We start from the raw sequence: 25824 nt of genomic DNA, 5'->3' as shown, positions 1-25824 counted from the left end.
TGTTCTCTTTTTCAAGGACAGGGTTCGTCCCCGTCTCATGGTGTGTGTTTTCGTCATGCAATGGGGTCTAACGCCAGAGCATGTCGGCAGCCTGCCCGAATGCCTGTTCCAGCGTCATGATCTGTCCCAAACCCCGTGGGTCGTAACCCACCAGATCTTCCATGAATTGACTATACGCGGAACCGCCAATCACGTTCATCAGTTCCTGCATAGGAGCCTTATCCAGCGCTTCTTGCTCGACCGCAATGAAATAACGCTCCTGGGCCAGGGGAATGAACTCCAGCCCGCATCGGCTGGCCGCTGTTTCCACACCCAGGCCGGTATCGGCCATGCCACTGGCAACGTGAGCCGCCACCGCCATATGTGTCAATTCTGTTGTTTCAAAGCCCAGCACCGCATTCGTGTTTACCCCTAACTGCCCCAGCAGCAAGGTCGCCAGAAAGCGGGTACTGGACCCCATCTGACGGTTCACAAAGCGCACATCGGGCCGCAACAAGTCGGCCATGCCGGTGATGTTCTTGGGATTGCCCTTCTCCACAAACAAGCCGGTCCGGCGAGTGGAAAGGAAAATCAGCCTGTGACGCGCCGGAGACAGCCACTGCCCATAACGGCGCATGGCAGCCACCTCGAACTCACCCACCGGAACCTGAAAACCGGCCAGATCGCAATCCCCGCGCTCCAGCGAAGCCAGCGCTTCAATGGCTGTGCGGTAGCGCAGCTCCAGCGGCAGACCATCGTGCTCATTGGCAAAACGCATCAGGCCTTCAATCGCAAATCCGTGACTGGCCTGAAAGCGCAAACGGTCCAGAGGCTGCGCATACAAGCGGCCCAGCTCCTCTTCCAGCTCGGAAGCCATGCTCTCCAGGGTTGGCGTCAGACGCGCATCCAGTCGCCGATTCGCCCACAGCAAACGCTGGGCGAACTCGGTCAGCTTGGTACCTTTGCGCCGGGAGGTTTCCAGCAAGGCCGCATCAAACTGTTTTTCGGCATTACGCAACAAGCCCCAGGCATGTCTGTAGGAAAACTGGCATTCCTTGCTGGCTCCCGCCAAGTGCCCCAGTCGCTCGATGGCACCCAACAAACGCAACACATCCCCCATGGGAAGGTCCACGCCGTCTGCATTTTCCAGAATCCATTCAGAGCGCAGCCGGGCTTTGAATTTCTGTTTGGTCATGTGTTTTTAAGACCAGTGTGTTTTCGTATTTATGTTTTGTGCTGCATGTACCAAACATTATATATGCGAAATATTGCTTATTGAAGTTATGGACTTAAGTGGTTAGATTACAAGGGAAAACACTGTCAAATAATATGCACGGCTGTGCATAAAAAATATGGAGGCGCAGGCACCCTATTCGGGCACCGCGCACACAGGACATGCAAACAACCCCTCATCACCAGGAGCAGGACCTGTCCGGTCTGACTCCTGAAGAGGTCGCCTTGCAGGCCGTGCAGGAGCACGCCGGCCAGAAAGGTAACCTGTTGCCTATTTTGCACGCGATTCAGGACCGGATTGCCTGTATTCCCGAGTCCGTGGTGCCGGTGCTGGCCGAACAGCTGGCTCTGTCCCGTGCGGAAATCCATGGCGTTATCTCTTTTTACGCCCATTTCCGCACCCAGCCCCACGCGACTCATACCCTGGAAATCTGCCGGGCTGAAGCCTGTCAGGCGCGGGGCGGACTGGAGCTGAGCGCTCATGCCCGTCGCCGCCTGAACTGCGACTTCCATGAAAACAGCGACGACGGCCAGTACACGCTGGAGCCTGTCTACTGTCTGGGCCTCTGTGCTCAGTCCCCCGCCGTCATGCTCGATGGCGTACCCCATGCACGCGTCACCCCCGAAAAACTGGATGCCCTGCTAAGCAGCCAGGAGGCCCAGTCATGAGCACCATTACCGTTTACGTTCCGCGCGACACCGCAGCGGTCGCCATGGGCGCCCATGAGATTGCCCAGCAACTGGCGGCCCAGGCTCAGGAGCGCGGTCTGGATGTGCAGATTGTGCGCAATGGCTCGCGCGGTTTGCTATGGCTGGAGCCCATGGTGGAAGTGCAAACGGCTGAAGGCCGCGTCGCTTACGGCCCTGTCCAGACTGAAGATCTGCCCGGTCTGTTCGACGCTGGTTTCCTGCAAGGCGGTGCACATAAGTTGTGCCACGGCCTGACGGACGCCATCCCTTACCTGAAGAATCAGGAACGCCTGACTTTTGCCCGTGTGGGGATTATTGATCCGGTCAGCGTGGCCGATTACCAATCCTGTGGTGGCTTCGAAGGTTTGCGCAAGGCGCTGAGCATGGAACCGGCCGCCATTGTGAAAGAAGTGACCGACTCCGGCCTGCGTGGTCGTGGCGGTGCCGCTTTCCCGACCGGCATCAAGTGGAACACGGTACTGAACACCCCGGCACAGCAGAAGTACATTGTCTGTAATGCCGACGAAGGCGACTCGGGCACATTTTCGGATCGCATGTTGATGGAAGGTGATCCGCTGTGCCTGGTTGAAGGCATGGCAATTGCCGGTCTGGCCGTCGGTGCGACCTATGGCTACATCTACGTGCGTTCCGAATACCCGCTGGCCGTGCAGGCGCTGAACGAAGCCATTGTGGCGGCGCGCGCAGCAGGCTGGTTGGGCAAGAACATTCAAGGCAGCGGCTGCGAGTTCGATCTGGAAGTACGCAAGGCAGCCGGCGCCTACATCTGTGGTGAAGAAACCGCCCTGCTCGACAGTCTGGAAGGCAAGCGCGGCGTGGTGCGTGTGAAACCGCCTCTGCCCGCCATCAAAGGTTTGTTTGGTCAGCCTACGGTCATCAATAACGTAGTGTCCCTGGCTTCCGTGCCAGTTATTCTGGCCAAGGGCGGTGCTTACTACCAGAACTACGGCATGGGCCGCTCGCGTGGCACGCTGGCATTCCAATTGACCGGCAATCTGCAAAACGGTGGCCTGGTGGAAAAAGCCTTTGGCGTCACCCTGCGCGAATTGCTGTACGACTACGGTGGTGGCAGTGCCAGCGGTCGTCCCTTGCGTGCAGTGCAAGTCGGTGGCCCCTTGGGAGCCTATCTGCCCGAACACCAGTGGGATGTCCCGCTGGACTACGAAGCCTACATGAAGATCAATGCCATGGTCGGCCACGGTGGCCTGGTGGCTTTTGACGATACGGTGGACATGGCCCACATGGCGCAGTACGCCATGGAATTCTGTGCCATCGAATCCTGTGGCAAATGCACACCCTGTCGCATCGGCTCTACGCGTGGTGTGGAGACCATCCAGAAGATCCGTCGCCGCGAAGACATGGACAACCATGTCGAGCTGCTGCGCGACCTGTGCGACACCATGTTCTCCGGGTCCTTGTGCGCCTTGGGCGGCATGACCCCTTATCCCGTCCTGTCCGCGCTGGAACACTTCCCCCAGGATTTTGGACTGGCCCCGCAAACCGAGCAGGACCTGGCCAAGGTCTAAGACGGAGATCACCATGAAAGAAACAGTCGCCGTACGCGAACGTGACCTGGGCACCCCAGCCTCGACCCAGACCGAGATGGTCAACCTGACCATCGATGGCAAATTGATTGAAGTGCCCGTCGGCACTTCCGTGATGCACGCAGCCGCCTTGGCCGGCATCAATATTCCCAAGCTGTGCGCCACCGATTCGCTGGAGGCCTTTGGCTCCTGCCGTCTGTGCCTGGTGGACATTGAAGGCCGTCGCGGCCACCCTGCTTCCTGCACCACCCTGGTGGAAGAAGGCATGGTCGTCCAAACCGAAAACGACACCCTGCACAAGCTGCGCCGCAACGTGATGGAGCTGTACATCTCCGACCACCCGCTGGACTGCCTGACCTGTCCTGCCAACGGCAATTGCGAACTGCAAGACATGGCCGGTGTGGTGGGCCTGCGCAGCGTGCGCTACGGCTTTGATGGTGCCAACCACCTGGACGATACTACCGATAATTCCAACCCTTACTTTGCCTACGACTCCAGCAAATGCATTGTCTGCAATCGCTGCGTGCGCGCCTGTGAGGAAGTTCAGGGCACCTTTGCATTGACCATCGACAAGCGTGGTTTTGAATCGCGCGTCACTGCCGGCCAGAACGATGGTTTTCTGGGCAGCGATTGCGTCTCCTGCGGTGCTTGTGTCCAGGCCTGCCCGACTTCTTCCTTGATGGAAAAGTCGGTTATCGACCTGGGTCAGCCCGAGCACGCCGTCATCACCACCTGCGCCTATTGCGGTGTCGGTTGCGGCTTCAAGGCCGAGATGAAGGGCGACAAAGTCATTCGCATGACACCCTGGAAAGACGGCAAGGCCAACCGTGGCCACGCCTGCGTGAAAGGTCGTTTCGCCTGGGGTTACGCCACGCACCAGGACCGTATCCTGAGCCCCATGATACGCAAGAGCATTACGGACCCCTGGCAGGAAGTGTCGTGGGACGAGGCCATCAATTACGCCGCCTCCGAGTTCCGTCGCATTCAGGATCAGCACGGTCGTGACGCGGTGGGCGGTATCACCTCCTCGCGTTGCACCAACGAAGAAACCTATCTGGTGCAAAAGCTGGTTCGTGCCGCCTTTGGTACCAATAACGTAGACACCTGCGCCCGCGTGTGTCACTCCCCGACCGGCTACGGCCTGAAGATGACCCTGGGTGAGTCCGCCGGTACGCAAACCTTTGACTCGGTGATGCACACCGACGTGGTGATCGTGATGGGTGCCAACCCCAGCGCCGCTCACCCCGTATTTGCGTCGCGCCTGAAACGTCGCCTGCGCCAAGGTGCCCGCCTGATCGTGATCGACCCGCGTCAGACTGAACTGGTCAGCTCGCCGCACATCCAGGCCGACTATCACCTGCCCCTGCGTCCAGGCACCAACACCGCCATGCTGACCGCCATGGCCCACGTGATCGTCACCGAAAATCTGGTGAACGAGGCCTATGTGGCCGAACGCTGCGATACCGCGGCCTTCAATGAATGGCGCAGCTTTGTCAGCCAGCCCCAGAACTCGCCGGAAGCCATGGCCGAGATCTGCGGTGTGTCCGCCGACGACATCCGTGGCGCAGCCCGTCTGTACGCCACCGGCGGCAACGGTTCGATTTACTACGGCCTGGGTGTGACAGAACACAGCCAGGGCTCCACCACCGTGATGGCCATTGCCAACCTGGCCATGGCCACCGGCAACGTAGGCCGCGAAGGTGTGGGTGTGAACCCGCTGCGTGGTCAGAACAACGTGCAAGGCTCCTGCGATATGGGCTCCTTCCCGCACGAGTTCCCCGGCTACCGTCACGTCTCCGACACCAGCGTACGCCAGCAGTTTGAAGAGGCCTGGGGCGTATCTCTGCAATCTGAACCCGGTCTGCGCATTCCCAATATGTTTGACGCCGCCTTGAGTGGCAGCTTCAAGGGGCTGTACTGCCAGGGCGAAGACATTGTTCAGTCCGACCCGAACACCCAGCACGTGGCCGCCGCCATGGCCGCCATGGAGTGTGTGGTGGTGCAGGATCTGTTCCTGAACGAAACCGCCAAGTACGCCCACGTGTTCCTGCCCGGTTCATCCTTCCTGGAAAAAGACGGCACCTTCACCAACGCCGAGCGCCGCATTTCGCGCGTACGCAAAGTGATGGAGCCCAAGGCGGGCATGGCCGACTGGGAAGTCACCTGCGCTCTGGCCCGTGCTTTGGGCTACCCCATGAATTACGAGCATCCCGGCCAGATCATGGACGAGATCGCCCGTCTGACCCCGACCTTTGCCGGCGTGTCTTACGATCGCATCCAGGAACTGGGTGGCAGCGTGCAATGGCCTTGCAACGAACAGGCGCCTGAAGGCACCCCCACCATGCACATCGACGAGTTCGTGCGTGGCAAGGGCCGCTTCATGCTGACTCAGTACGTGCCCACCGAAGAGCGCAGCAGCCGCAAGTTCCCCTTGCTGCTGACCACCGGCCGTATCCTGTCGCAATACAACGTGGGCGCACAAACCCGCCGTACCGACAACGTGGCCTGGCATGCAGAGGACTTGCTGGAAATTCACCCGGTGGATGCCGAAGATCGTGGCATTCGCAGTGGCGACAAAGTCTCGGTCAAGAGCCGTGCGGGCGAGACCGCCCTGCGCGCGACGGTGACCGAACGAGTGCAGCCAGGGGTGGTCTATACTACTTTCCACTTTCCCGAGTCGGGCGCCAACGTGGTCACCACCAACAACTCGGACTGGGCAACCAACTGCCCCGAGTACAAGGTGACGGCCGTGCAAATTCAGCGCGTGACCTCCGAGTCGGCCTGGCAAAATCGCTGGAACCGTTTCCACGATATTCAGCAGCGCCTCCTGCAAGGCGAGACCGTCCCGGCCGAGGATTTGGCCCAGGCGGATCACAGCCATTCGCATGAGCATGCCGAGGCCGTCGCGAAAGTATGATGCGTCCCAACAGGCCCTAAGGAGTTGCCCACGTGAGCCAGGCAGATTTTCGTGATGCCAGCGCCCCTGCCACCGTATGGCGGCAGGCGCGTACCCCAGCAGAAGCACAAGCTGACACCCTGCCCCAAGAGGATCAGGATGTGCTGGCGCGCGAACAGGCCGTGGCTCTGGAGTTCAATGGCATCAGCCATAGTGCCTTGTTATGCAGCCCCAGCGATCTGGAGGATCTGGCTTACGGATTTTCCATGACCGAGGGCATCATCCGTACCGCTGACGATATACGCGGCGTGGATGTGCTGGAAGGCGAGCGCGACAGCCTGCTGCAAATCGAGATTGCCAGTGCTTGCCAGCATCAGCTCAAGGCGCGTCGCCGTCAGCTGGCTGGCCGTACAGGCTGTGGCCTGTGTGGTCTGGAAAGTCTGGACGAGGTGCGCCGACAGCTACCCCGCCTGGACGCTCCCGAGCACTGCCCCGATGCTGCTGCTATCTTCCAGGCCCTAGATGCCTTGCGCTCCAGCCAGCCCTTGCATCGTCTGACGGGCGCTACCCATGCGGCTGCCTGGTGCAATCTGCAAGGTGATATTCTGGCCGTGCGTGAGGATGTAGGTCGCCACAACGCGCTGGACAAGCTGCTGGGCCACATGCTGCGCAACGATATTGATCCCCGCTCTGGCATGGTGCTGATCTCCAGCCGTGCCAGCTTCGAGATGGTCCAGAAGGCCGCTGCCATGGGCATCAACTTTGTGGTGGCCGTCTCCGCCCCCACCGCCTATGCCGTGCAGATTGCCGATGAACTGGGTGTCATGCTGGCCGCCTTCGCCCGTGACCGCAGCTTCACGCTGTACAGCCATCCCCACTATCTGAATTCTGCCGAGTCACGCTCGGCCACATCACCATGAACATTGTTCCTTTGATTCCCATGGCCAACCAGATCGGTCAGTTCTTTGAAATCCTGAGCAATCGGGAACAAGGACTGCGCGAGATTGCGGAACATATCCAGAAATTCTGGGACCCGCGCATGCGCCGCTCCCTGCTGGATTTTGTGGAACAAAATCCCAGCGGTAAAAGCGAGGATGGCGAGCTGCTGCCTATTGTTTTGCAGGCAGTCGTGACCCATAAACAGCAACTGGAGCCACGCAGCCAATAAGACTTGCCGCAGACACAGAAAAGCCCGCCTAGGCGGGCTTTTTCTTTGGGCTGAAAAACGATTAATCGCTTTCTTTGACGCGGTACACCAGCACGGTGTTCTTGGCCATATTCAGCACCTTGATGGTCACGCTACCCAACAACAGGCGGGACAGACCACTGCGGCCGTGACTGCCGATAAAGATCAGATCGCAGCCTTCCTGCTCGGCAACCTGAACCACACCGTCGGCCACGTTGAAGTTCGATACGGATTTGCCGGTAGCCTTGACGCCAGCGGTCTCGGCACGGTCCAGAATTTGTTGCAGGTATTTCTGCGACTGTTCTTTGGCGGTCTTGTCGTAGTCCTCGTCGGTGATGGCGTAGGCAGCAGCCATACCATCAAAACCAACGGTGGCAGCAAATGGCTGCGTCACGTGCAAAGCCAGAACCTCGGCACCAATTTGGCGGGCAAAGGTCACGCCTTTGTTGGCTGCTTGGGAGGAGAGCTCGGAACCGTCAGTTGGAATCAGAATTTTCTTGAACATGGCATAACCCCTTTGAATGGAGACAGATAGCTTACCGCTGCATACCGGCACAGGACAAGCTAGTACAGACCTGAACCTTGAGCCAGGTCAGGATTCGTTCAATGCGCGGAACAATACGGCACAGCGAGTACCCGTGCGGCAGTAGGCCAAAGTCGGGCCAGGCAAGGCTTCAAGCAATTGACCAAAACGGGCAACATCAGCAGAAGTAATAGCGCTACCCACTACTGGCTGATACTCCACCTGCAAACCTGCCGCCTGGGCGGCCTTCATCACGTCTGCCGACAAGGGCTGGTCGGGACCGCCTTCCATATCGGGACGGTTGATGATGACACTTTTAAAACCGGCATCGGCCACGGCTTGCATGTCCTCTCCCGATAATTGAGGGGCGACGGCCAATTGCTCGGTCAAAAACTGGTGCGGGAAGGACATAGAAACTCCTGAAATCGGGATAAACTAAATCAGTTCAAAGGAAAAATAGTATGTTCCCCCCCGAGAGTACGCAAGCCCCTTTCTCTGCGTCCCTGCCACAAGGCAATCACGCCAGCGCCTTGCTGATACGTCACGCGACCTTGGACGATATGGCAGCAGTGCAAAATATCTATGCCTATCACGTGCTGCACAGCACGGCGACCTTTGAACAAAGCCCGCCCGACGAACAGGAAATGGGTGCCCGCTATATACAAGTGCGCGAGCAAAACTTGCCCTGGCTGGTCGCGGAACTGGACGGGCAGATCGTGGGCTATGCCTATGCAGGCACGTACCGCTCCCGCCCGGCCTACCGCTTCACGGTAGAAGATTCCATCTATCTGGCTCAAGGTCAGATTGGCAAAGGTCTGGGCAAAGCCTTGCTGGAACAATTGCTGCTGGAATGCGAGAAAGGCCCGTGGCGGCAAATGGTGGCCATCATCTCCGGCCATGACAGCCGGGGCTCGATTGCTCTGCACCGTTCGCTGGGCTTTGCCCATGTAGGTACTCAGCCAGCGGTAGGCTATAAATTCCAGCAGTGGATTGACGTGGTCATCATGCAGCGCAGTCTGGGTGACGGCAGCCAAAGCCAGCCAGCCCAGACGCCCTGAGCTTCCTTCTCAGGCAATGCGCAGGCTGTATTGATCCAGCCATTGCTGCATCTCATCGCCAGCCAGCACCTCGTACTCTGCCTGACGTTGCAAGCCCACAGGATCGTCCTGCACGCTGCTCAAGGAGGGATGGCACATCATGCTGTCCCCGTGCTGCATCACCGCCAGCCAGGCTTTGACCAGGGCACTGTAGCGCTCCTTGCCACCCTGAAAGTCGTATACACCGGTAAAGCTGCTATTCAAGGTGGCACCTTTGGCTCTGGCCAGACGCAACAAATCTCTGGAACCCAGCCCGGCAATAATCTGCGCCTTGAATCGGTCTTTAAACGCAAAACCCGTAGCCAGACGCTGGGCACCGGTATAACGCAGCCAAGGCATGGAAGCCGCGTAACGACGCTCCATTTCTGCCAGCAAGGCCTCGCGAATCATGGGTAGCTGATGCACGTGCTGATGCCCGTCGATATAGTCCGGGCCCTGCCCCATCACCTCTTCAAAACGATCCAGCTGGCGAGCCACGCTATCCTTGACCTTCTGATCATCCAGACGATGCAGCAGGCTGCGGATAATCACCTGCTTGAGCGGCATGGCATACACGCCCGCTTGGGAAGCAAACTCGGTAAAATTCAGGTGCAAACCTTTTTGCAGCGTGCTCTGGCGCAGTGCTGGTGCATTTTGCACAAAGCTGTCCCCATCGACCAGGCAGGATGTTCCTGTCAGGCGTCGGGCCTGGGCCAATTTCAGTATGGCCTCGTCCACGGCGGGGGCCATGCCAAAATCATCCGCGCATATACTGATCTGCCTGTCCTTGGCCACTGCTCGCTCCGCTTTATGTCTCGTCAAATCATTCTGTTCATACTGGTCGGCACTTTGGCCGCCTTCACGCACTGGGGCATTGTAATCGCCCTGGTGCAAACGCTGAGCCTGTCTCCGCTGCTGGCCAATCTTTTTGGCTGGCTGATTGCGTTCCTGGTGTCCTTTGGTGGCCACTACTGGCTGACATTCCGCTCCCAGAATGCCCGCTTTCTGCCAGCTCTGACACGTTTTTTTCTGGTGTCTTCCGCTGGCTTCGCCGTCAACGAAGCCAGCTATGCGTTTTTACTGAATCATTCCGGTCTGCGCTACGACTTGCTGCTGGGCCTGATTCTTATCGGTTTGGCTGTACTGACGTTTCTGGCTGGGCGGCTTTGGGCGTTCCGCCGCACATAAGCTCGTACTCGTCGTGATCAAAGCGCCACAAGGCGATACGCTGGTCTTCGTACAGGCGCTGGGCATGGTTGAGCACCTGGCTTTGGCGCACGGCATCTGGCGAGCCGATCAGCCAGACGACCGCCTTGCTGTCCCGACATAGCTGCTGACGAAGGGTTGCCCGATCTATCAAGGTCAGCGCCCCACGTTGCGGCTCAAAGCGAGCTGCCTCCAGCAGCTCCTTGCGCCAACTATCGGTGCGCATGATTTCCGGATCATCCCAGCGTCCCATCACGCTGATGTTCTGCAGGCCCGGAACATAGAAGCCCAGGTCATAACGGTAATTATTCAGAAAGACGACACGGTCACCCTTTTGGTATTCACTGGCCAGTACACGGCCCAAGGCCTGACTGTTAACCTGTGGGCGCAACATCATCGTCACCACGGCAAACGCACAAATCGCAACACAAACACCCAGGCTCCAGACCGCAAAGCGCTCTACCTTTGCTTCCCCATCCCGCTGACTGCGGCGAACCACCACATCCGCCAGAAAAAAAGCCCAAGGGCCAATCGCAGGCAGGACATAGCCCACCAGCTTGGACGTAGGAACGGAAAAGAAAACCAGCACAGTCAGCAATGCCGACAGCATCAAGCCTCGTACTGCTCCCAAACCGTCGGAAGCATTAGCAGAACCACGAAAGCGCTTGAACAAGAATGGCGTCCAACCCAAGGTGGCAACAGGCATCAGGGCAAAGTAGAACCAGAAAGGCTGAGGGTTGTTAAAGCCGGTTTCCAGAAAGCGCTGGAAGTGTTGATAGACGATGTAATAGTCAAAAAATCCGGGGTAGCGCGCCTGCATGGCCCACATCCAGGGCGTGGCAACCAGCAGCAAGACTCCCAGGCCTGTCACAGAAAACAGACGCAACAACGTACGCCACTGGCCTCGACCCAGCAGCCAGAACACCAAGACACCGCCGGGGATCAAAATCCCGATCAAGCCTTTTGCCAGAAAAGCCAGGCCTGCGGTGGCATACAGCCCCATCAAGGCCCAACGATAGGAGCGCCCTTGCTCCATCTGCAAGGCAGCATGACCACCCAAGAGCACGCAGCTACTGATCAAGGCAGCAACCGTCATGTCCAGATTGGCGTAATGGGAAGCACCGAAAAGCAAGGGGCTGCTGACCAGAATCAAAGCCGTCCAGCCCGCATGTTGCTGGCTGGCGTGACGCTTCAAGAACGCGTGCATACCGGCAATCAACAAGGCCGCCATCAAGGCAGGTACCAGACGAGCAGCCACAAAATTCACACCCAACACTTTCAGGCTCAGGGCAGTCAGCCAATAATGCAAGGGAGGTTTATGGAAAAACGGCAGGCCGTCCAGACGCGGCACCAGATAATCACCGGATTCCAGCATGGACAGGGCCACGCCGACATAACGCCCCTCATCCGGAATCAACAAGGGGTACGCCCCCAGGGTCAGCGCAAACCACAGCAGTGCCAGCAGCCCCACGGACACACTAGAGAGCGTACCCAGGCGCTGGACGCCGCAACGTAACCAGTAGGCCGGTCCACGCGCTTGTCCAAGCGGTAGTGTTGCACCGGAAGAGGAAAAGGAATTATCGATACTCATCGCTCAAAGCCAAACCATTAGGGGTAGGCAGCTACTTGTGTAGCTGTCGAAGCGATTCAGAATATCGATGTAGCGTTCAATTACAAATGAGAGCAGTTCGCCAATTAAACGATCCGGCCTGCCTTCAAAACCAGGCTTGCCTTCAGCCTTGCTGCGGGTCCTGATCGGGGGTCGCTAACTGCTTCTGGTCAGGTGCCGGTTCAGAGGCCTGAGCCAGTCCCTGCCCCCGGCGACGATGCACCAGATACAAGGGCCGGTGCTTGACCTCGGCAAAGATGCTGGCGACATACTCGCCCACCACACCCAGCGAGAGCATATTCACCCCCGCGAAAAACAGTACCACCGTAATCAAGGTTGCCCAGCCCCGAACGGCATCCCCATACAACAAGTGCTTGAAGATAATGAACAAGCCGTAGCTGAAAGACAGCATGGCCAACACTGCCCCTAACAGGCTCAACAACCGCAGTGGCCAGGTGGTGAATGCCGTCAAACCATCCACCGCAAAGCGCAATAGTTTAGTGGGGCGGAATCGGCTGACACCATGCAAGCGTTCGGCAGGCGAGTAGTAAATGGGCTCGGACGGAAAACCCACCCAGGCAAACAAGCCTTTCATGAAGCGGCTGCGCTCGGGCAAGGCCATCAAGGCATCAACGACACAGCGATCCATCAGGCGAAAATCGCCTGCATCACGCGGCACACGCAAACCGTTAGATGTGCGCATCAGCTTGTAAAACAAACTGGTGCCCGCCCGCTTCATCCAGGTCTCGTCGTCACGGGTTTCCCGCACGGCATAGACCATTTCCAGGCCTGTGGACCAGCGCTCCAGCATGGCTTCGATCAAGGCAGGGGGATGCTGCAAATCCGCATCCATGCACACGACTACCTGCCCGCGGCTGGCCTCCAGCCCTGCCGTCAACGCCGCCTCTTTGCCAAAGTTGCGCGATAACTGCAAATAGACCAATTGAGGGTAGGTTTGACGCAATTGCTCAATAACCAAAGGCGTTGCGTCGGTACTGCCATCGTCAACGAAAATGATTTCAAAGTCCGGAACCAGTTCGCGCAACTTCGCCACCAAAACCGGCAGCAATGCGGGCAGGTTTTCTGCTTCATTCAAACCAGGGATAACGCAAGAAAGCGTTTGGGCCTGTCGTTTTGTAATCATTATTCCTTGAGCACCGTGCTGTAACAAAACCAAGGTCTAGCCAACAAAAAGTAATCGTAGCCCGCCAGACCGCCTAGTGCAATTTACCTTCGGTGATACTTGTCTTTCTTAAAGAGCACCGTTCAAGACTTGTACAGCCCTTGCAAGCCGGCCAGACTGGCCAAACACCGCAAACGCAACATCCATACGCTGAAACGTGCAAGCAGTGTAGGAAAGCAAGCGTTGAATCAGCGTGAAATCCGGCGTGAAAATGTCCCGTTCCCAAGCGTTTTCTTTCCGGCTTGACCCCGATGAGTCATACCAATAAGATAGATAAAATATATATCTTTAAATTCAAAATATTATGGCTCTCAACCCTTTGTGTACCCGCCAGGAAATTCATGACCTGGTCTGGGACTTTTACGATCGCATCCGCATGGACGACGTCCTTGGCCCCATTTTCTCCGAGCGCATCAAGGATTGGGATACGCATCTGGGCGTAATGGAAGAGTTCTGGTCATCTCTATTGCTCAAGACCGATGGCTTCAATGGCAATCCCATGGCCAAGCATTTGTCACTCAAGCATATTCAGGCCAGCCACTTTGAACAATGGCTACGCCTGTTCAAGGAAACCTGCCAGGAGCGTGAAAACCAGGCCATGGCCGCGCTGGCATTGGAATATGCCCAGCGCATCGCCCGCAGCTTCTGGTTTGGCTACCAGTTCCAGCACAACCCCACTCAAGTGGCCAGCGAGCTGCAACTGCCCTGATCATGCGTCTGACCAACCTTACTGACTACGCCCTGCGTCAATTGATGTATCTGGGTCAGAACGAAGACAGGCTCTGTACCATCGCGGAAATTGCCCAGTACCACCAGATTTCCCAAGCCCATCTGATGAAAGTCACCCACCTGCTCGCCAAGGGCGGGTGGATTCAGACACAGCGCGGGAAAAACGGCGGAATGCGGCTGGCCCGTGCGCCGGAAGACATCAATCTGGGCGAGCTGGTGCGCTATACCGAAACCGATCTGGCGGTGGTGGAGTGCCTGGGCAGCGGCACCCACTGCATCCTGAGCGGTCGATGCAACCTGAGCAATATCCTTAAACAGGCGCTGGTCCAGTTCCTGAGTTATCTGGATAACTACACCTTGCGCGACATTATTGTTCCCGGCAGCAGCCCGGAACAGACGATTGCCTGGCCCACCAAGTCCATGCACTCGGCCTGATCGCAGACGGACGAATAGCAGACGGACGAATAGCAGACGGACGAATAGCAGACGGACGAATAGCAGACGGACGGATAGCAGACGGACGGATAGCAGACGGACGGATAGCAGACGGACGGATAGCAGACGGACGGATAGCAGACGGACGGATAGCAGACGGACGGATAGCAAACGGCCCCGGATTCAAAAGAATCCGGGGCCGTTTGTTTAGGGTCCGACTACCGCTTCAAGCCGGGAAAATCAGATCGCTCCGTACAGTACCAGGATGGGCACGCACAGCTTCCAGCAAACCCTGCTCGGGCACACGATCCAGGTCCGTCATGGCATAACCCAACTCGCCTTGCGTTTGCAGCTGCTGGCGGGTGATGTTGATACCGTGCTGAGCCAGAATATTGTTCAAGCCACCCATCGCGCCGGGAACGTTGCGATGAACATGCAGCAGGCGCACAGCACCCTGGATGTCGTAGTAAGACACTTCGGGGAAGTTCACCGCGCCCTTGGTAGCGCCGCTACGCAAATAGCTAACCAGTTTCTCGGCCACTTCACGGCCGATGTTTTCCTGGGATTCCTGAGTACTACCGCCAATATGCGGCGTCAGGATCACATTAGGCATACCGATCAAGGGGCTCTTCAAAGGTTCGTCCACGCTTTTCGGTTCGGTTGGGAACACGTCCAGCGCAGCACCCGCCAGATGACCGCTGACCAAGGCTTGGTGCAAGGCATCAATATCCACCACCGTCCCGCGCGAAGCATTGATCAGGATGGAACCGGGTTTCATGGCCGCAATCGTCTCGGCATTCATGATGTTGTGCGTGCCCTGCCCGCCTGGTACGTGCAAGGTGACCACATCGGACTCGGCCAGCATCTGCTTCAAGCTGCCATAGACACGGGCATTGCTCAGCGGCAGTTTGGATTCCACATCGTGGTAGAGCACGCGCATACCCAGCGCTTCGGCCAGAGTACCGACTTGGGAACCAATATTGCCGTAACCAATCACGCCCAAAGTCTTGCCACGGATCTCGAAAGCGCCATCGGCACTTTTGTCCCAGAAACCCTGGTGTACGCGCAGGTTCTTCTCGGGGATACGACGTAGCAACAAGATGGCCTCACCCAGCACCAGCTCGGCAACGGAGCGGGTATTGGAGAACGGCGCATTAAAGACCGGTACACCATGGTTCTGGGCTTGATCCAGATCCACCTGGTTGGTACCAATACAAAAGCATCCCAGCACTTTGAGCTGGTCTGCGTGCTCCAGCACCCGGCTGTCAAACTGGGTACGGGAACGAATTCCGACAACTTCGGCGCCTTTGACAGCGTCCAGCAGCTCCTGACCCGACAAGGCTCCCTTGTAGGTCTGAATATCGGTCAAACCCGCAGCCTCAAAAACTTCACGGGCGCTAGGATGAATGTTCTCAAACAGGACAATGCGACTCATGATGGTTCCAGTCATTGAAATAGTATCTAAATGGTACTATTTTTTTAGCCCGCCTGATCGAGCATCAACAATAACAGCAGGGGATTCTTGTCTTGAAACCAAGCAAGGCCATGAATCCACAGCCAAATACAAAAACCCAGGCCAGGAAAATAAAAAATCCAGGACCTGGGTCACTTCAAGGCGGCCTAGCTCATGAAAAGCCGCCTGAATAGCCTGCTATCAAGAACCAAATGGCACCGGACGTGGTGTGTTGTCACGCGAAGGTGGCAGGATTGGCAGCACGATTTCAGGCTGTTTGCCCGTCAGCGTTTTCAGGAACGCGACGATCTGGGCATTTTCCTCTGCAGAGAAACTGCGACCCAACTGCAGACGACCCATTGTATCCACGGCTTCGGTCAAGGTATTGACAGCACCATCGTGGAAGTAAGGGTAGGTCAGCTCGACGTTACGCAAGGTAGGAACCTTGAAGTTGAAACGGTCGGCATCTTTCCCTGTCACAGCCGCACGGCCTTCGGCCGGATTGGTCGTTTGGTAGGGTTCGATCAGACCCATTTTCTGGAAGGAGGTACCGCCCAGATTGGGACCGTTGTGGCAGGCCACGCAACCACTATTCTTGAACAGTTGATAGCCAGCCAGCTCCTGATCGGTAATGGCTTTCTTGTCACCCTTCAACCACAGGTCAAAGCGGGAATCGGGCGTCACCAAGGTTTCTTCAAAGGCAGCAATTGCGGAGGTGACTTCATCAATACCGAAGTCGGCCTTGCCAAAGACTTGCTTGAACTCGGCCTTGTACTCGGGGATGGAGCTCAGGAACTCCATGGCCAGCTCGTGTGTGAACGCCATTTCCTTGGGGTTGGCAATCGGGCCACCGGCCTGCTCTTTCAGGTCGCTGGCACGGCCGTCCCAGAACTGGGCCACGTTCAGGCTGGAGTTCAGGACGGTAGGCGAGTTGATGGGGCCTTCCTGCCAGCGATCCCCGATGGAGGTACGGATATTGTCCGTGCCACCCATGCTCAGGTTATGACAGGAGTTACAGGAGATGAAACCAGAACGGGACAGGCGAGGTTCAAACCACAGCTTCTTGCCCAGTTCAACGCGTGCCGGATCAGTGACAACTGCGGCGGGAATCGGCTGTACAGGCTCATTTTCCTGAGCTTGCGCGGCACTGCCGAGCAGTAGACCGGCGGCCAGAGCAGAGAGAGTGAACAGGCGTAATTTCATAACAACTTCCTTATGGGATGACAGAGCTTCCTGCCAGTGAGTGGTCCGGTTAGGACCCATAACCCTGCTGGCCTTATGGACATCGTAAGGAATGCCATTTCATTACACATTGATACATCGCAAGGAAATAATCTTTCCAGAGATGTTTAGGGAACTTTCAGAAGAAAGTGCAACTACTCCGCCACAATCCCCTATAGCGCCTTGACGAAACGCATAAAAAATGCCGCCTGCAATCAAGCAGGCGGCATCTTGGGATTGTTGCAGTTTGTGTTTTTTTATACGCCCAAATAGCGCGTCCACAAGGTGCGATCAGCCCCCAATGCTTCGGAGTTCCCCTGCCAGACCAATTTGCCACGTTCCAGAATAATGTGGTGATCCGACAAGGCCATCAGCCGCTCGACATATTTGTCGATCAGCAAGATGGTTTGCCCTTCCTCACGCAAGACGGCCAGACAGTTCCAGATTTCTTCACGCACCTTGGGCGCCAGTCCCTCGGAGGCTTCATCCAGAATCAGCAGCTTGGGGTTGGTGACCAGCGCACGGCCAATGGCCAGCATTTGCTGTTCACCGCCCGAGAGCTGGTTGCCCATATTGGACGCACGCTCACGCAAGCGCGGAAAAAAGTCATAGACACGCTCGGGCGTCCAGGTCTTGTTGGCTTTGGGGTTGCGATTGCAGGCAAAGGCCGTCAAGTGCTCGGCCACGGTCAGGTTGGGAAAGCACTGACGCCCTTCGGGCACAATGGCAATCCCGGCACGGGCAATACGGTCCGGATTCCAGCCCGCAATGGACTGGCCGTCGAACTTCACATCGCCGCCGCGCACCGGCAACTGGCCCAGAATGGTTTTCAGCAAGGTGGTCTTGCCCATGCCATTACGGCCCAGCACAGTCACAACCTGCCCGCTACGAATGGACAGATCTACCCCGAACAGCACCTGGCTGGCGCCATAGCCGCTTTGTAATTGAGTCGTTTCAAGCATGGCTTTCCACCTTGGTTGGAACTGGCGTGTCGTCGTCGCCCAGATAAGCTTGACGCACAGCCTCGTTATCGCGGATTTCGGCAGCCGTGCCGGTAGCAATAATGTGCCCCGCCACCAGCACAGAAATCCGGTCAGCCAGACGGAAAACGGCTTCCATATCATGCTCGACCAGCAACATGGTGGCTTTGCCACGCATGGTTTCGATCAATTCAGTCAGGCGCAGCGTTTCGTCCGGCCCCATCCCGGCCATAGGCTCATCCAGCAGCAGAACTTGCGGACGGCTGGCCAAAGCCAGGGCGAATTCCACCTTGCGCTGCTCGCCATGCGGCAACACACCGGCCTGGGTATGCAGCAAGGACGCATCAATGGCACATTCGGCGGCCAAAGCACGGGCTTGCTCGTACAGCTCGGTTTCCGCCTGACGAGCACGCCAGAAGCGGAAGCTGCTGCCACTGCATGCCTGCAAAGCCAGCACCAGGTTATCCAGGACCGTGTAGTTCTTGAAGATGTTGGTGATCTGGAACGAGCGTGCCAGACCGGCAGCCACACGCTGGTGACCCGACAAGGAAGTCACATCCCGGCCACCCAGCAAGAGCTGGCCCGAATCCGGGGTCAAGGTGCCCGACAGCAAATGAATCAGGGTCGATTTACCAGCCCCGTTCGGGCCGATCAAACCATGAATTTCACCAGGCACCAGGTCCAGGGACACATCGTTGGTAGCCTGCAAAGCACCAAAGCGCTTCATCAGACCACGGGCTTGCAAAGCGGCCGAGCCGCTACCCGCCTTGGAGGCGGTTGCTATCGTGTTCGTCATGCTTGCTCCTTGGCGGTAGTAGCGGGATCAGCGGCCGAGCGGACACGCACCAGTCCGGCCAGCCCCTTGGGTGCAAAAAACACCACCAGCAGCAACAAGATACCCAAAGGCATGTGCCAGTACTCGGTCCAGTTGCGCAGCAACTCTTCCAGCACCAACATCACGAACGCACCCAGAGCACCGCCATACAGCAAGCCAATACCCCCCACCAGCACCATGATGATCAGGTCAGCCGACTGGGTCCAGTTCATCAGGCTAGGCGAGACAAACAGGTTGTGGTTAGCCAGCAAGGCACCGGCCAGACCCATGATGGCTCCGCTCAAGGTGTAAGCCGTCAGGCGAATGCGGTAGACGGGGTAACCCAAGGTTGTCATGCGGCTTTCGTTTTCACGCGTGCCCATCAAGGCCTGCCCGAAACGGGCTTTAACCAGACGATTGAACAGGAACAGCACCCCCACCAGAATAGCCAGAACCAGGTAGTAAAAGCTCAGCTCATTGCTCAGATCAATCCCGGGCAAGGATGAATGGCTGTACATGTTCAGGCCGTCCTCGCCACCGTACTGGCGCAAGGAAATGAACAGATAAAAGATCATCTGGGCAAACGCCAGCGTGATCATGATGAAGTACACACCACGAGTACGCAGCGACACGGCACCGGTCAGGAAAGCCAGCAAGCCGGAGATCACCATGGCGGCAGGCCAGGCAATCAGGCCGCTTTGCACGCCTTCGGTAGCCAGGATACCCACGGTGTAGGCCCCTGCCCCGAAAAACGCGGCATGGCCCAGGGCCACCATCCCGCCATAACCCAGCACCAGATTCAAAGCGCTGGCAGCCAGGGCATAGATGAAGATACGGCGTACAAACGAAATGTAGAACTCAAGTCCGTACATCGGTGCAATCAAGGGGAAAGCCAATAAGGCCACCAGCACCAGGGCGGAAAAAATACGCGAAGTAGACATACATTAACCTCGCGCCGGGAACAGGCCCGAAGGACGGAAAACAAGAACAACAGCCATCAGGACATAGATCGAAATGGCGGCAATCGTAGGACCGACGCTGGAAGCCACATCTGCCGGGAAGACGTTACGCAGCAACATGGGCAGGAATGCACGGCCAGCGGTATCAACCATACCCACCAGCAAGGCACCTACAAACGCGCCACGAATCGAACCAATCCCGCCAATCACGATGCAGACCAGAACCAGGATCAGAATGTCCTCGCCCATACCGATCTGAACCGCGGTAATCGGACCCAACAAGGCACCGGCCAGCGCAGCCAGAGCGGCTCCCAGAGTGAACACACCCAGGAACAGAATAGGCACACGCACCCCCATCAGGGTGGCCATTTGTCGATTGGAGGCGCCTGCACGCACCAGCACCCCAGCTCGTGTTTTGGTTACGAAGGCATACAGGGCCAGCGCCATCACCAGACCGACCGCAATAATCATCAGACGGAAGGCGGGATAGAGAAAGTCAGGCAAGAGTTCTACCGGCCCGGACAACAAGGCAGGCATATTCAACATAACGGGGGTTGGGCCCCAAATCATTTTGACCACATCATTGGCGATCAAAATAACGGCATAGGTTCCCAGTACCTGAGCCAGGTGATCACGAGTGACCAGCTTGCGCAGAATGAGAATTTCCAAGGCAATACCGACCAGGGCTGTCACCGCCACCGCCACCACAATGGCGGCGGTAAAAGACCCTGTACGCTGCATGGTTTCCGCGGCCACATAGGCTCCCGCCATATAGAGGGAGCCGTGGGCCAGGTTCATGATATCCATAATGCCGAAGACCAAAGTCAGGCCCGCGGCAATCAGAAACAACATCAAACCAAACTGCAAACCATTCAGCAATTGCTCGCTAATCAGAATGAGCGACATGCTTTTACCACCTGTGAATCTTAATTAAGTTTGCATTCTTTGGCGTAGACGTCCTGGTAGGAGTCAAACACCTTGCTGACCATACGGTTCACAAGACGTCCGTCCTGATCCTTGACCACTTCACGCAAGTAATAAGCCTGCACGGGGAAGTTGTTGTTGCCGTAGGTAAATGGGCCGCGAACCGAGTTGTAGTCGGCGGCTTTCAGTGCCTTGAGCACCGCTTCGCGGTCGGACACCTTGCCATCAACCTGTTTGACGGCGGCGTCGATAGCCAGAATCACGTCATAGGCCTGAGCAGCGTAAACCGATGGATAGCGGCCGTCGTAGGCTTTGCGGAACTCTTCCACAAAGGTCTTGTTGGCAGGAACATCCAGGTCAGGCGACCACTGAGCCGTGTTCAACATGCCCAGGATAGGTTCGCCCACGGCGGGGATGATGTCCTCGTCACCCGAGAAGGCTGGGCCCAGCAACACCACATCTTTATTCAGGCCAGCGGCCACGAACTGTTTGATGAAGTTGATGCCCATGGCGCCGGGCAGGAAGAAGAACACGGCCTGGGGCTTGGCCGCACGGATCTGTGCCAGTTCAGCCGAGTAGTCGATCTGGCCCAGCTTGGTGTAGAGCTCGTCGTTGACGGGTTTGCCGTAACCACGCTTGAAGCCGTTCAGGTGATCCTTGCCGGCTGGATAATCAGGGGCAATGATGAACATTTTTTCGTAGTTGCGATCCGCAGCCACTTTACCGGCGGCCTCGTCAAAGGCGTCGTTCTGGTAGGAAACACCAAAGAAGTACGGATTACAACCGGCACCGGCCAGTTGGCTGGGGCCCGGGTTGCTGGTCAGGTAAGGCACTTTGGCCGAGAACAGGGCGGGAGCCACTGCCAGTGCCACGTTGGAGCCCACGGGGCCAGTAAAGAAGTCGATCTTGTCGCGCTGCACGAAGCGATTGACCAATTGGCGGGCCTGGTCGGGGTTACCGGCCATATCTTGTTGAATGAACTCGGCCGGGAAACCGCCCAGCTTGCCGTCCAGTTGTTTGATGGCCAGATTAAAGCCATCACGAACTTCACCACCAACGGCAGCGAACGGACCGGATGTGTCCATTGCCATCCCCACTTTGATGGTATCGGCATGAGCCAAAGAACCGCCAAAAGCCGCCGCCAGAGCTACGGTCAATGCAATACGTTTCATGTTATCTCCTTGCGCCACCGCGCTTATAGGCTGTCTTTAAATAAGATGCACAGCAGATCGAACTACAAATTCAACTATGCCAACCATTCATTTATAAATAGTTTAGTTATGAAACAATTTTGCTGGCAAGCTGTGGTTTTTACCTACACCCCTCAAATGCCCTGGTAATTCGACAGGAAACAAAGCCCCGTGCCAATCCCATGGACGGATAAGCACTATAACGACTGTAGGGATAGCCGTTTATGCAGGTTTTCCTTGATTTTGTTAACAATTCCGCACTAAGCGCGCTGCTAAACTGAGGGCTCGCCTCATTATTGGAGATCCCATGCGTATTTCCCATTCTCTGTGCCGCCTTGTCCTTGGCAGCGCCCTGCTCGCCCCTTTCCTGAGCAATGCACAGTCCTCGGAATCCGTTTATCTGGCTGACCTGGCCAAGTCCAACAAGCAAGTGGCCCAGCAGTATCAGAGCCTGATGCAGGACGTCGCCAAAAACGCCAGCTGGGTTAAAGATTTCGGTACGGCTTCGCCGGGCGAAACCGTGTCTCTGGATGGCCGCGACTACCAGGTTTTCCAGGGCTGCAAACCCCATGACTGCACCAGCTCCAGCTACGTAGTGCTACTGGACACCCAAAAGCAGACCATCTCCTACGGTGCTTTTGTGGAAAACAAGGAATCAGGCCCAGGTTTGGCCAGCAGCCAGATTGAATGGCTAGGCAATCCCGAATTTGATCAGATCCGCCTGATGTCACCGGCCCTGTTTTAAAAAAACAGCACTTGACCTTGCCCCCGTGGCAAGCCTTAAGCTGACTCCATTGTTTTTATCAAAGGAGTCAGCTATGTCCACCTTCTCCGTACCCGACATGACCTGCGGCCACTGTGTACGCAGCATCACTGAAGCCATTCAGGCTGTCGCCCCTCAAGCCACCGTCAGCACGGATCTGGAAAAACACCAGGTTACCGTTCAAGGTCTGGATGGCGCACAAGCCCTGAAAGTGATTGAAGAAGCGGGTTACACCCCCAGCGCCCTGTAAGCACGACGCGCCTTTCACGGTGCCAGCGCTTCAGAGCCAATAAAAAGGCCGGTTGATACCGGCCTTTTTTCATACTGCTTCGTTTAGCACGCACATACCGTCAACAACTGACAGGCTCTTGTGTGGTGTCAGCCGGGTCTGTCAATATTGACCGCAAGAATCGGAGTGCTTGCGATGAAAGACCCGCGTATTCTGGCTTCGTAATTGATGATGTCAGGATCCCTGCCCTATGACTACGAACCCTGCTTACAAAACCGACGATCAGCGCTGGGCGGCTGTGCAGGCACGAGACCCCGCTGCCGATGGCCAGTTCGTCTATGCGGTGCGTACCACAGGCGTGTACTGCCAACCCAGCTCAACAACACGGTTGCCCAAGCGCGAGAATGTCGAATTTTTCGATTCGCCCCAGAGCGCTGAAGCGGCAGGCTATCGTTATAGCCGTAGGGCCCATGGCTCTCAAACCAGCACCGCAGCCGAACGGGCCGCCATCGTGGCTCGTGCCTGCCGCCTGATCGAAACTTCGGAGACGCCGCCATCGCTGGACACGCTGGCAGCCGCGGTGGGCAAAAGCCCCTTCCATTTTCATCGGCTGTTCAAAGCCGAAACAGGTTTGACGCCCAAGGCATACAGCTCGGCCTATCGTGCTCGCAGACTGCGCGAGGAACTGAGCAGTCCGGATACGACCATCACCAATGCGATCTACGACAGCGGATTCAACTCCAACAGCCGATTCTACGAAGCCTCTGAACAGCTGTTAGGCATGCGTGCACGGGACTACCGGGCTGGAGGGGCCGGTGCTGTCATCCGTTTCGCTGTAGGTCAGTGCTCTCTAGGAGCGATTCTGGTAGCCCAAAGCCAACGCGGCATCTGCGCCATCTTGCTGGGCGACGATCCCGATCAACTGGTTCGTGACCTGCAGGATCAGTTTCCCAAAGCCGAAATCATCGGCTGCGACGGCGAGTTCGAGCAATTGATCGCTCAAGTCGTGGGCTTCATCGAAACGCCCTCTATTGGCTTGCACCTGCCACTGGATGTACAAGGAACGGCCTTCCAGGAACGAGTCTGGCGCGCGCTCTGTGAGATCCCGCCAGGCGTCACCGTCAGCTACACCGACATCGCCGAACGCATAGGCTCGCCCAAAGCTGTGCGTGCCGTGGCCCAGGCTTGCGCCAACAACCACATTGCCGTGGCCATCCCATGCCACCGCGTCGTACGCCGAGATGGCGATCTGGCCGGTTACCGCTGGGGGATAGACCGAAAACGTGAACTGCTACGCCGCGAAGTACAAGACTGATAGTCGGCTGCCTGCCCAATCATCAAGAACGGGTTTTGAAGGCAAGAAACGGAGTTCCCCGTCAGGCCAGGACACATACGATGTGAGCTCCCAATAGAAATACAGGAGATTTCACTCATGGCTTTGCTTGATGGAAAGGTTGCCCTTGTTACCGGCGCATCCTCTGGTATTGGACGCGCCATCGCATTGAAGTTTGCTGAGCAGGGAGCGGCACTTGTTCTTACGGCAAGGCGTGGCGCATTGCTTGATGCCGTCGCCAAGGAGATCCGGCAGTCTGGCGGCCGTGCCGAGTTTGTGACGGGGGACATTACGCAGGCTGAAACCCATGAGCAAGTGATCGAAGCCGCGAACAGCAGATTCGGTGGGCTGGATATTGCGATCAATAACGCCGGTATTGTCGGTGCCCTCAAGCCGCTGACCGAGATGTCCCTGGAAGAATGGCAAGCAACACTGGATACCAATCTTGAGGCAGCCTTTCTGGGTGCCCGTAGCCAGATTCCGGCCATGCTCCATCGCGGAGGCGGCTCGATTGTTTTCACATCGAGCTTTGTAGGTACCAGTGTCGGCCTGCCCGGTATGAGCGCTTATGGTGCCGCTAAAGCGGCGCTCATGGGGCTGGTCAAAGGCATCACGGCGGACTATGCGGCGCAAGGTATACGTGCCAACGCTCTTTTGCCTGGCGGAACTGACACAGACATTGCCGGAGATCAGAGCACCAAGGATTGGGCGGCGGGGCTGCACGCCATGAAGCGAATCGCCCAACCTGAAGAAATTGCGTCCGCAGCGCTCTTTCTGGCCAGCCCCATGTCCAGTTTTGTGACCGGCTCCGCCTTGTTCGCGGATGGAGGCAATGCGGCCGTGAAGTGACAATGCGGTGCTTCCTGATAGCTGATGAAGCACCACACTGATAACAGGCAAATGCTGAAGCTTGTTAGCCCAGTTGCCCTAACACCGGGAAGGTCCTGAGCACCCAGATAGCAAACCGCGCCAGCTCGCCGGTTGCCATGGCCCAGCCCATCACAATCAGCACCAGACCCGCCCCCCAGCGCACATAGCGCCCGATCTTCCTGATCTGGGTCATGCGCTGCAAGAAGGGGGTCAGGAAGCAGGCGGCCAGGATGAAAGGCACACCCAGACCCAAAGCGTAGACGGACAACAGGATACTGGCCTTGCCCGCACTGGCCGTGCTGGCTCCCATCATCAAAATGCCCGCCAGAATCGGGCCGATGCAGGGAGTCCAGCCAAAGCCGAACGCCAGCCCCATTACCGTTGCCCCGCCAGGGCCTGCCGCTTTGCCGGATTCAAAGCGATAGTAACGTTGCAGACTCAAGGGCATGCGCAGCACCCCCATCACACTCAAACCCGCTAAAGCCACCATGACACCTGCCGCCACATTCAACTCGTAGCGATAGGCCATCAACAGCTGGCCAAGGTAAGAGAGACTGGCTCCCAAGGCGATAAAAACCAGTGAAAAGCCAGCCACAAAGCAAACGCTGCGACCCAGTAGCTGGCTGCGCTTGACCTGCGTATACACCTGCCCGTCCCCGGCCAGATAAGACAAATAACCGGGAACCAAGGGCAAGACGCAGGGGGACAGAAACGAAGCCATCCCCGCCAGAAATGCCGTTATCAGGGCGATCAGGCCCAAATCCAAAGACACTATTTCCAT

Annotated in this window: 27 protein-coding genes; 13 read left to right on the top strand and 14 right to left on the bottom strand. The window is 57.2% G+C overall.

Translation table 11 applies throughout. The features are described 5' to 3' along the window. Positions 1-67 precede the first annotated feature (67 nt). Positions 68-1174, bottom strand: coding sequence for a substrate-binding domain-containing protein (locus NIZ92_RS03340; protein ID WP_026485086.1), 1107 nt, complete (start codon positions 1172-1174; stop codon positions 68-70). 200 nt (positions 1175-1374) lie between these two features. On the opposite strand from NIZ92_RS03340, the gene NIZ92_RS03335 reads away from it, so the two are divergent. Genes NIZ92_RS03335 through NIZ92_RS03315 form a run of 5 tightly spaced genes read left to right on the top strand, consistent with a single transcriptional unit; the run spans position 1375 to position 7528 of the window. Continuing rightward, a complete protein-coding gene (locus NIZ92_RS03335) occupies positions 1375-1881 on the top strand; it encodes a formate dehydrogenase subunit gamma (RefSeq protein ID WP_254002703.1) in 507 nt (168 codons plus the stop codon). Further along, positions 1878-3446 carry an NADH-quinone oxidoreductase subunit NuoF gene (locus NIZ92_RS03330; RefSeq protein ID WP_083054150.1) on the top strand — a complete coding sequence of 523 codons (1569 nt, stop codon included), beginning with the start codon at positions 1878-1880 and terminating at the stop codon, positions 3444-3446. Before NIZ92_RS03335 ends, NIZ92_RS03330 begins: the two co-directional genes overlap by 4 nt. Before the next feature lie 13 nt (positions 3447-3459). Further along, a complete protein-coding gene (fdhF, locus tag NIZ92_RS03325) occupies positions 3460-6381 on the top strand; it encodes a formate dehydrogenase subunit alpha (RefSeq protein WP_060186304.1) in 2922 nt (973 codons plus the stop codon). 32 nt (positions 6382-6413) lie between these two features. After that, positions 6414-7280 (top strand): formate dehydrogenase accessory sulfurtransferase FdhD, encoded by an 867-nt coding sequence (gene fdhD, locus NIZ92_RS03320; protein ID WP_254002702.1) that lies wholly within the window; start codon positions 6414-6416, stop codon positions 7278-7280. Beyond that, on the top strand, positions 7277-7528 hold the full coding sequence (locus tag NIZ92_RS03315; RefSeq protein WP_009463888.1) for a formate dehydrogenase subunit delta: 252 nt from the start codon (positions 7277-7279) through the stop codon (positions 7526-7528). Before fdhD ends, NIZ92_RS03315 begins: the two co-directional genes overlap by 4 nt. 61 nt (positions 7529-7589) lie before the next feature. Here the strand turns inward: NIZ92_RS03315 and NIZ92_RS03310 are convergent, their stop codons facing one another. Together NIZ92_RS03310 and NIZ92_RS03305 are read right to left on the bottom strand one after the other, a co-directional pair. Then, on the bottom strand, positions 7590-8051 hold the full coding sequence (locus NIZ92_RS03310) for a universal stress protein (protein WP_035271213.1): 462 nt from the start codon (positions 8049-8051) through the stop codon (positions 7590-7592). A gap of 87 nt (positions 8052-8138) precedes the next feature. Then, positions 8139-8480, bottom strand: coding sequence for a TIGR01244 family sulfur transferase (locus tag NIZ92_RS03305; RefSeq protein WP_009463890.1), 342 nt, complete (start codon positions 8478-8480; stop codon positions 8139-8141). Positions 8481-8530: 50 nt separating this feature from the next. Here NIZ92_RS03305 and NIZ92_RS03300 point away from each other — a divergent pair, with 50 nt between their 5' ends. Next, entirely contained in the window at positions 8531-9127 is a 597-nt protein-coding gene (locus NIZ92_RS03300; protein WP_254002701.1) for a GNAT family N-acetyltransferase, read from the top strand. Between the two features lie 9 nt (positions 9128-9136). Here the strand turns inward: NIZ92_RS03300 and NIZ92_RS03295 are convergent, their stop codons facing one another. Next, positions 9137-9895, bottom strand: a complete 759-nt coding sequence (locus tag NIZ92_RS03295; protein ID WP_254002700.1) for a ChbG/HpnK family deacetylase — start codon at positions 9893-9895, stop codon at positions 9137-9139. 60 nt (positions 9896-9955) lie between these two features. Here NIZ92_RS03295 and NIZ92_RS03290 point away from each other — a divergent pair, with 60 nt between their 5' ends. Continuing rightward, a complete protein-coding gene (locus tag NIZ92_RS03290) occupies positions 9956-10333 on the top strand; it encodes a GtrA family protein (RefSeq protein ID WP_254002699.1) in 378 nt (125 codons plus the stop codon). On the opposite strand, the gene NIZ92_RS03285 is transcribed toward NIZ92_RS03290, so the two are convergent. Next, positions 10272-11942, bottom strand: coding sequence for a glycosyltransferase family 39 protein (locus NIZ92_RS03285; protein WP_254002698.1), 1671 nt, complete (start codon positions 11940-11942; stop codon positions 10272-10274). The genes NIZ92_RS03290 and NIZ92_RS03285 overlap by 62 nt on opposite strands. 142 nt (positions 11943-12084) lie before the next feature. Further along, a complete protein-coding gene (locus NIZ92_RS03280) occupies positions 12085-13104 on the bottom strand; it encodes a glycosyltransferase family 2 protein (RefSeq protein WP_060186300.1) in 1020 nt (339 codons plus the stop codon). A gap of 343 nt (positions 13105-13447) precedes the next feature. Between NIZ92_RS03280 and NIZ92_RS03275 the strand changes: the two genes are divergently transcribed. Beyond that, the gene (locus NIZ92_RS03275) at positions 13448-13852 is read left to right on the top strand and encodes a group III truncated hemoglobin (protein ID WP_009463895.1); all 405 of its coding nucleotides are present in this window, start codon (positions 13448-13450) and stop codon (positions 13850-13852) included. Between the two features lie 2 nt (positions 13853-13854). Continuing rightward, on the top strand, positions 13855-14307 hold the full coding sequence (locus tag NIZ92_RS03270) for an Rrf2 family transcriptional regulator (protein ID WP_009463896.1): 453 nt from the start codon (positions 13855-13857) through the stop codon (positions 14305-14307). Positions 14308-14533: 226 nt separating this feature from the next. On the opposite strand, the gene serA is transcribed toward NIZ92_RS03270, so the two are convergent. The 7 genes from serA to NIZ92_RS03235 form a co-directional block, all read right to left on the bottom strand. Beyond that, positions 14534-15742, bottom strand: a complete 1209-nt coding sequence (gene serA, locus NIZ92_RS03265; protein ID WP_045930875.1) for a phosphoglycerate dehydrogenase — start codon at positions 15740-15742, stop codon at positions 14534-14536. A gap of 219 nt (positions 15743-15961) precedes the next feature. Further along, the gene (locus NIZ92_RS03260) at positions 15962-16963 is read right to left on the bottom strand and encodes a cytochrome-c peroxidase (RefSeq protein WP_009462237.1); all 1002 of its coding nucleotides are present in this window, start codon (positions 16961-16963) and stop codon (positions 15962-15964) included. Between the two features lie 275 nt (positions 16964-17238). Further along, positions 17239-17943: an ABC transporter ATP-binding protein gene (locus NIZ92_RS03255; RefSeq protein ID WP_009462239.1), complete on the bottom strand. Its 705-nt coding sequence runs from the start codon at positions 17941-17943 to the stop codon at positions 17239-17241. After that, positions 17936-18757, bottom strand: a complete 822-nt coding sequence (locus NIZ92_RS03250; protein WP_009462241.1) for an ABC transporter ATP-binding protein — start codon at positions 18755-18757, stop codon at positions 17936-17938. The genes NIZ92_RS03255 and NIZ92_RS03250 overlap by 8 nt, the downstream gene beginning before the upstream one ends. Next, entirely contained in the window at positions 18754-19716 is a 963-nt protein-coding gene (locus NIZ92_RS03245) for a branched-chain amino acid ABC transporter permease (RefSeq protein WP_254002697.1), read from the bottom strand. Before NIZ92_RS03245 ends, NIZ92_RS03250 begins: the two co-directional genes overlap by 4 nt. A gap of 3 nt (positions 19717-19719) precedes the next feature. Beyond that, positions 19720-20640, bottom strand: coding sequence for a branched-chain amino acid ABC transporter permease (locus NIZ92_RS03240; protein ID WP_022983237.1), 921 nt, complete (start codon positions 20638-20640; stop codon positions 19720-19722). A gap of 20 nt (positions 20641-20660) precedes the next feature. Continuing rightward, positions 20661-21830, bottom strand: a complete 1170-nt coding sequence (locus NIZ92_RS03235) for an ABC transporter substrate-binding protein (protein ID WP_009462245.1) — start codon at positions 21828-21830, stop codon at positions 20661-20663. A 325-nt stretch (positions 21831-22155) separates the two neighbouring features. On the opposite strand from NIZ92_RS03235, the gene NIZ92_RS03230 reads away from it, so the two are divergent. From NIZ92_RS03230 to NIZ92_RS03215, 4 genes are all read left to right on the top strand, one after another. Next, positions 22156-22593, top strand: coding sequence for an Ivy family c-type lysozyme inhibitor (locus tag NIZ92_RS03230; protein ID WP_254002696.1), 438 nt, complete (start codon positions 22156-22158; stop codon positions 22591-22593). A gap of 73 nt (positions 22594-22666) precedes the next feature. Next, positions 22667-22861 (top strand): heavy-metal-associated domain-containing protein, encoded by a 195-nt coding sequence (locus NIZ92_RS03225; protein WP_022983238.1) that lies wholly within the window; start codon positions 22667-22669, stop codon positions 22859-22861. A gap of 229 nt (positions 22862-23090) precedes the next feature. Further along, positions 23091-24155, top strand: coding sequence for a bifunctional DNA-binding transcriptional regulator/O6-methylguanine-DNA methyltransferase Ada (ada, locus tag NIZ92_RS03220; protein WP_254002695.1), 1065 nt, complete (start codon positions 23091-23093; stop codon positions 24153-24155). A gap of 117 nt (positions 24156-24272) precedes the next feature. Then, the gene (locus NIZ92_RS03215) at positions 24273-25022 is read left to right on the top strand and encodes an SDR family oxidoreductase (protein ID WP_254002694.1); all 750 of its coding nucleotides are present in this window, start codon (positions 24273-24275) and stop codon (positions 25020-25022) included. A gap of 64 nt (positions 25023-25086) precedes the next feature. Here the strand turns inward: NIZ92_RS03215 and NIZ92_RS03210 are convergent, their stop codons facing one another. Continuing rightward, positions 25087-25824 (bottom strand): cytochrome c biogenesis CcdA family protein, encoded by a 738-nt coding sequence (locus NIZ92_RS03210; protein ID WP_254002693.1) that lies wholly within the window; start codon positions 25822-25824, stop codon positions 25087-25089.

Origin of the sequence: Alcaligenes sp. 1735tsa3 (assembly GCF_024134565.1) — a bacterium.
GTDB lineage: Bacteria > Pseudomonadota > Gammaproteobacteria > Burkholderiales > Burkholderiaceae_B > Alcaligenes > Alcaligenes phenolicus.
This window is presented reverse-complemented; position numbering and strand designations above follow the sequence as displayed.

Excerpts from the sequence above, each read along its gene's own strand:
- ada (WP_254002695.1), top strand. The coding sequence starts at position 23,091 with ATGACTACGAACCCTGCTTACAAAACCGACGATCAGCGCTGGGCGGCT.
- NIZ92_RS03300 (WP_254002701.1), top strand. The coding sequence starts at position 8,531 with ATGTTCCCCCCCGAGAGTACGCAAGCCCCTTTCTCTGCGTCCCTGCCA.
- NIZ92_RS03230 (WP_254002696.1), top strand. The coding sequence starts at position 22,156 with ATGCGTATTTCCCATTCTCTGTGCCGCCTTGTCCTTGGCAGCGCCCTG.
- fdhF (WP_060186304.1), top strand. The coding sequence starts at position 3,460 with ATGAAAGAAACAGTCGCCGTACGCGAACGTGACCTGGGCACCCCAGCC.
- NIZ92_RS03295 (WP_254002700.1), bottom strand. The coding sequence starts at position 9,895 with ATGGCCCCCGCCGTGGACGAGGCCATACTGAAATTGGCCCAGGCCCGA.
- NIZ92_RS03310 (WP_035271213.1), bottom strand. The coding sequence starts at position 8,051 with ATGTTCAAGAAAATTCTGATTCCAACTGACGGTTCCGAGCTCTCCTCC.
- NIZ92_RS03340 (WP_026485086.1), bottom strand. The coding sequence starts at position 1,174 with ATGACCAAACAGAAATTCAAAGCCCGGCTGCGCTCTGAATGGATTCTG.
- NIZ92_RS03215 (WP_254002694.1), top strand. The coding sequence starts at position 24,273 with ATGGCTTTGCTTGATGGAAAGGTTGCCCTTGTTACCGGCGCATCCTCT.
- NIZ92_RS03275 (WP_009463895.1), top strand. The coding sequence starts at position 13,448 with ATGGCTCTCAACCCTTTGTGTACCCGCCAGGAAATTCATGACCTGGTC.
- NIZ92_RS03240 (WP_022983237.1), bottom strand. The coding sequence starts at position 20,640 with ATGTCGCTCATTCTGATTAGCGAGCAATTGCTGAATGGTTTGCAGTTT.
- NIZ92_RS03290 (WP_254002699.1), top strand. The coding sequence starts at position 9,956 with ATGTCTCGTCAAATCATTCTGTTCATACTGGTCGGCACTTTGGCCGCC.
- NIZ92_RS03260 (WP_009462237.1), bottom strand. The coding sequence starts at position 16,963 with ATGAAATTACGCCTGTTCACTCTCTCTGCTCTGGCCGCCGGTCTACTG.
- NIZ92_RS03250 (WP_009462241.1), bottom strand. The coding sequence starts at position 18,757 with ATGACGAACACGATAGCAACCGCCTCCAAGGCGGGTAGCGGCTCGGCC.
- NIZ92_RS03285 (WP_254002698.1), bottom strand. The coding sequence starts at position 11,942 with ATGAGTATCGATAATTCCTTTTCCTCTTCCGGTGCAACACTACCGCTT.
- NIZ92_RS03235 (WP_009462245.1), bottom strand. The coding sequence starts at position 21,830 with ATGAAACGTATTGCATTGACCGTAGCTCTGGCGGCGGCTTTTGGCGGT.
- NIZ92_RS03255 (WP_009462239.1), bottom strand. The coding sequence starts at position 17,943 with ATGCTTGAAACGACTCAATTACAAAGCGGCTATGGCGCCAGCCAGGTG.
- NIZ92_RS03270 (WP_009463896.1), top strand. The coding sequence starts at position 13,855 with ATGCGTCTGACCAACCTTACTGACTACGCCCTGCGTCAATTGATGTAT.
- NIZ92_RS03335 (WP_254002703.1), top strand. The coding sequence starts at position 1,375 with ATGCAAACAACCCCTCATCACCAGGAGCAGGACCTGTCCGGTCTGACT.
- NIZ92_RS03315 (WP_009463888.1), top strand. The coding sequence starts at position 7,277 with ATGAACATTGTTCCTTTGATTCCCATGGCCAACCAGATCGGTCAGTTC.
- serA (WP_045930875.1), bottom strand. The coding sequence starts at position 15,742 with ATGAGTCGCATTGTCCTGTTTGAGAACATTCATCCTAGCGCCCGTGAA.
- NIZ92_RS03280 (WP_060186300.1), bottom strand. The coding sequence starts at position 13,104 with ATGATTACAAAACGACAGGCCCAAACGCTTTCTTGCGTTATCCCTGGT.
- NIZ92_RS03245 (WP_254002697.1), bottom strand. The coding sequence starts at position 19,716 with ATGTCTACTTCGCGTATTTTTTCCGCCCTGGTGCTGGTGGCCTTATTG.
- NIZ92_RS03210 (WP_254002693.1), bottom strand. The coding sequence starts at position 25,824 with ATGGAAATAGTGTCTTTGGATTTGGGCCTGATCGCCCTGATAACGGCA.
- NIZ92_RS03330 (WP_083054150.1), top strand. The coding sequence starts at position 1,878 with ATGAGCACCATTACCGTTTACGTTCCGCGCGACACCGCAGCGGTCGCC.
- NIZ92_RS03305 (WP_009463890.1), bottom strand. The coding sequence starts at position 8,480 with ATGTCCTTCCCGCACCAGTTTTTGACCGAGCAATTGGCCGTCGCCCCT.
- NIZ92_RS03225 (WP_022983238.1), top strand. The coding sequence starts at position 22,667 with ATGTCCACCTTCTCCGTACCCGACATGACCTGCGGCCACTGTGTACGC.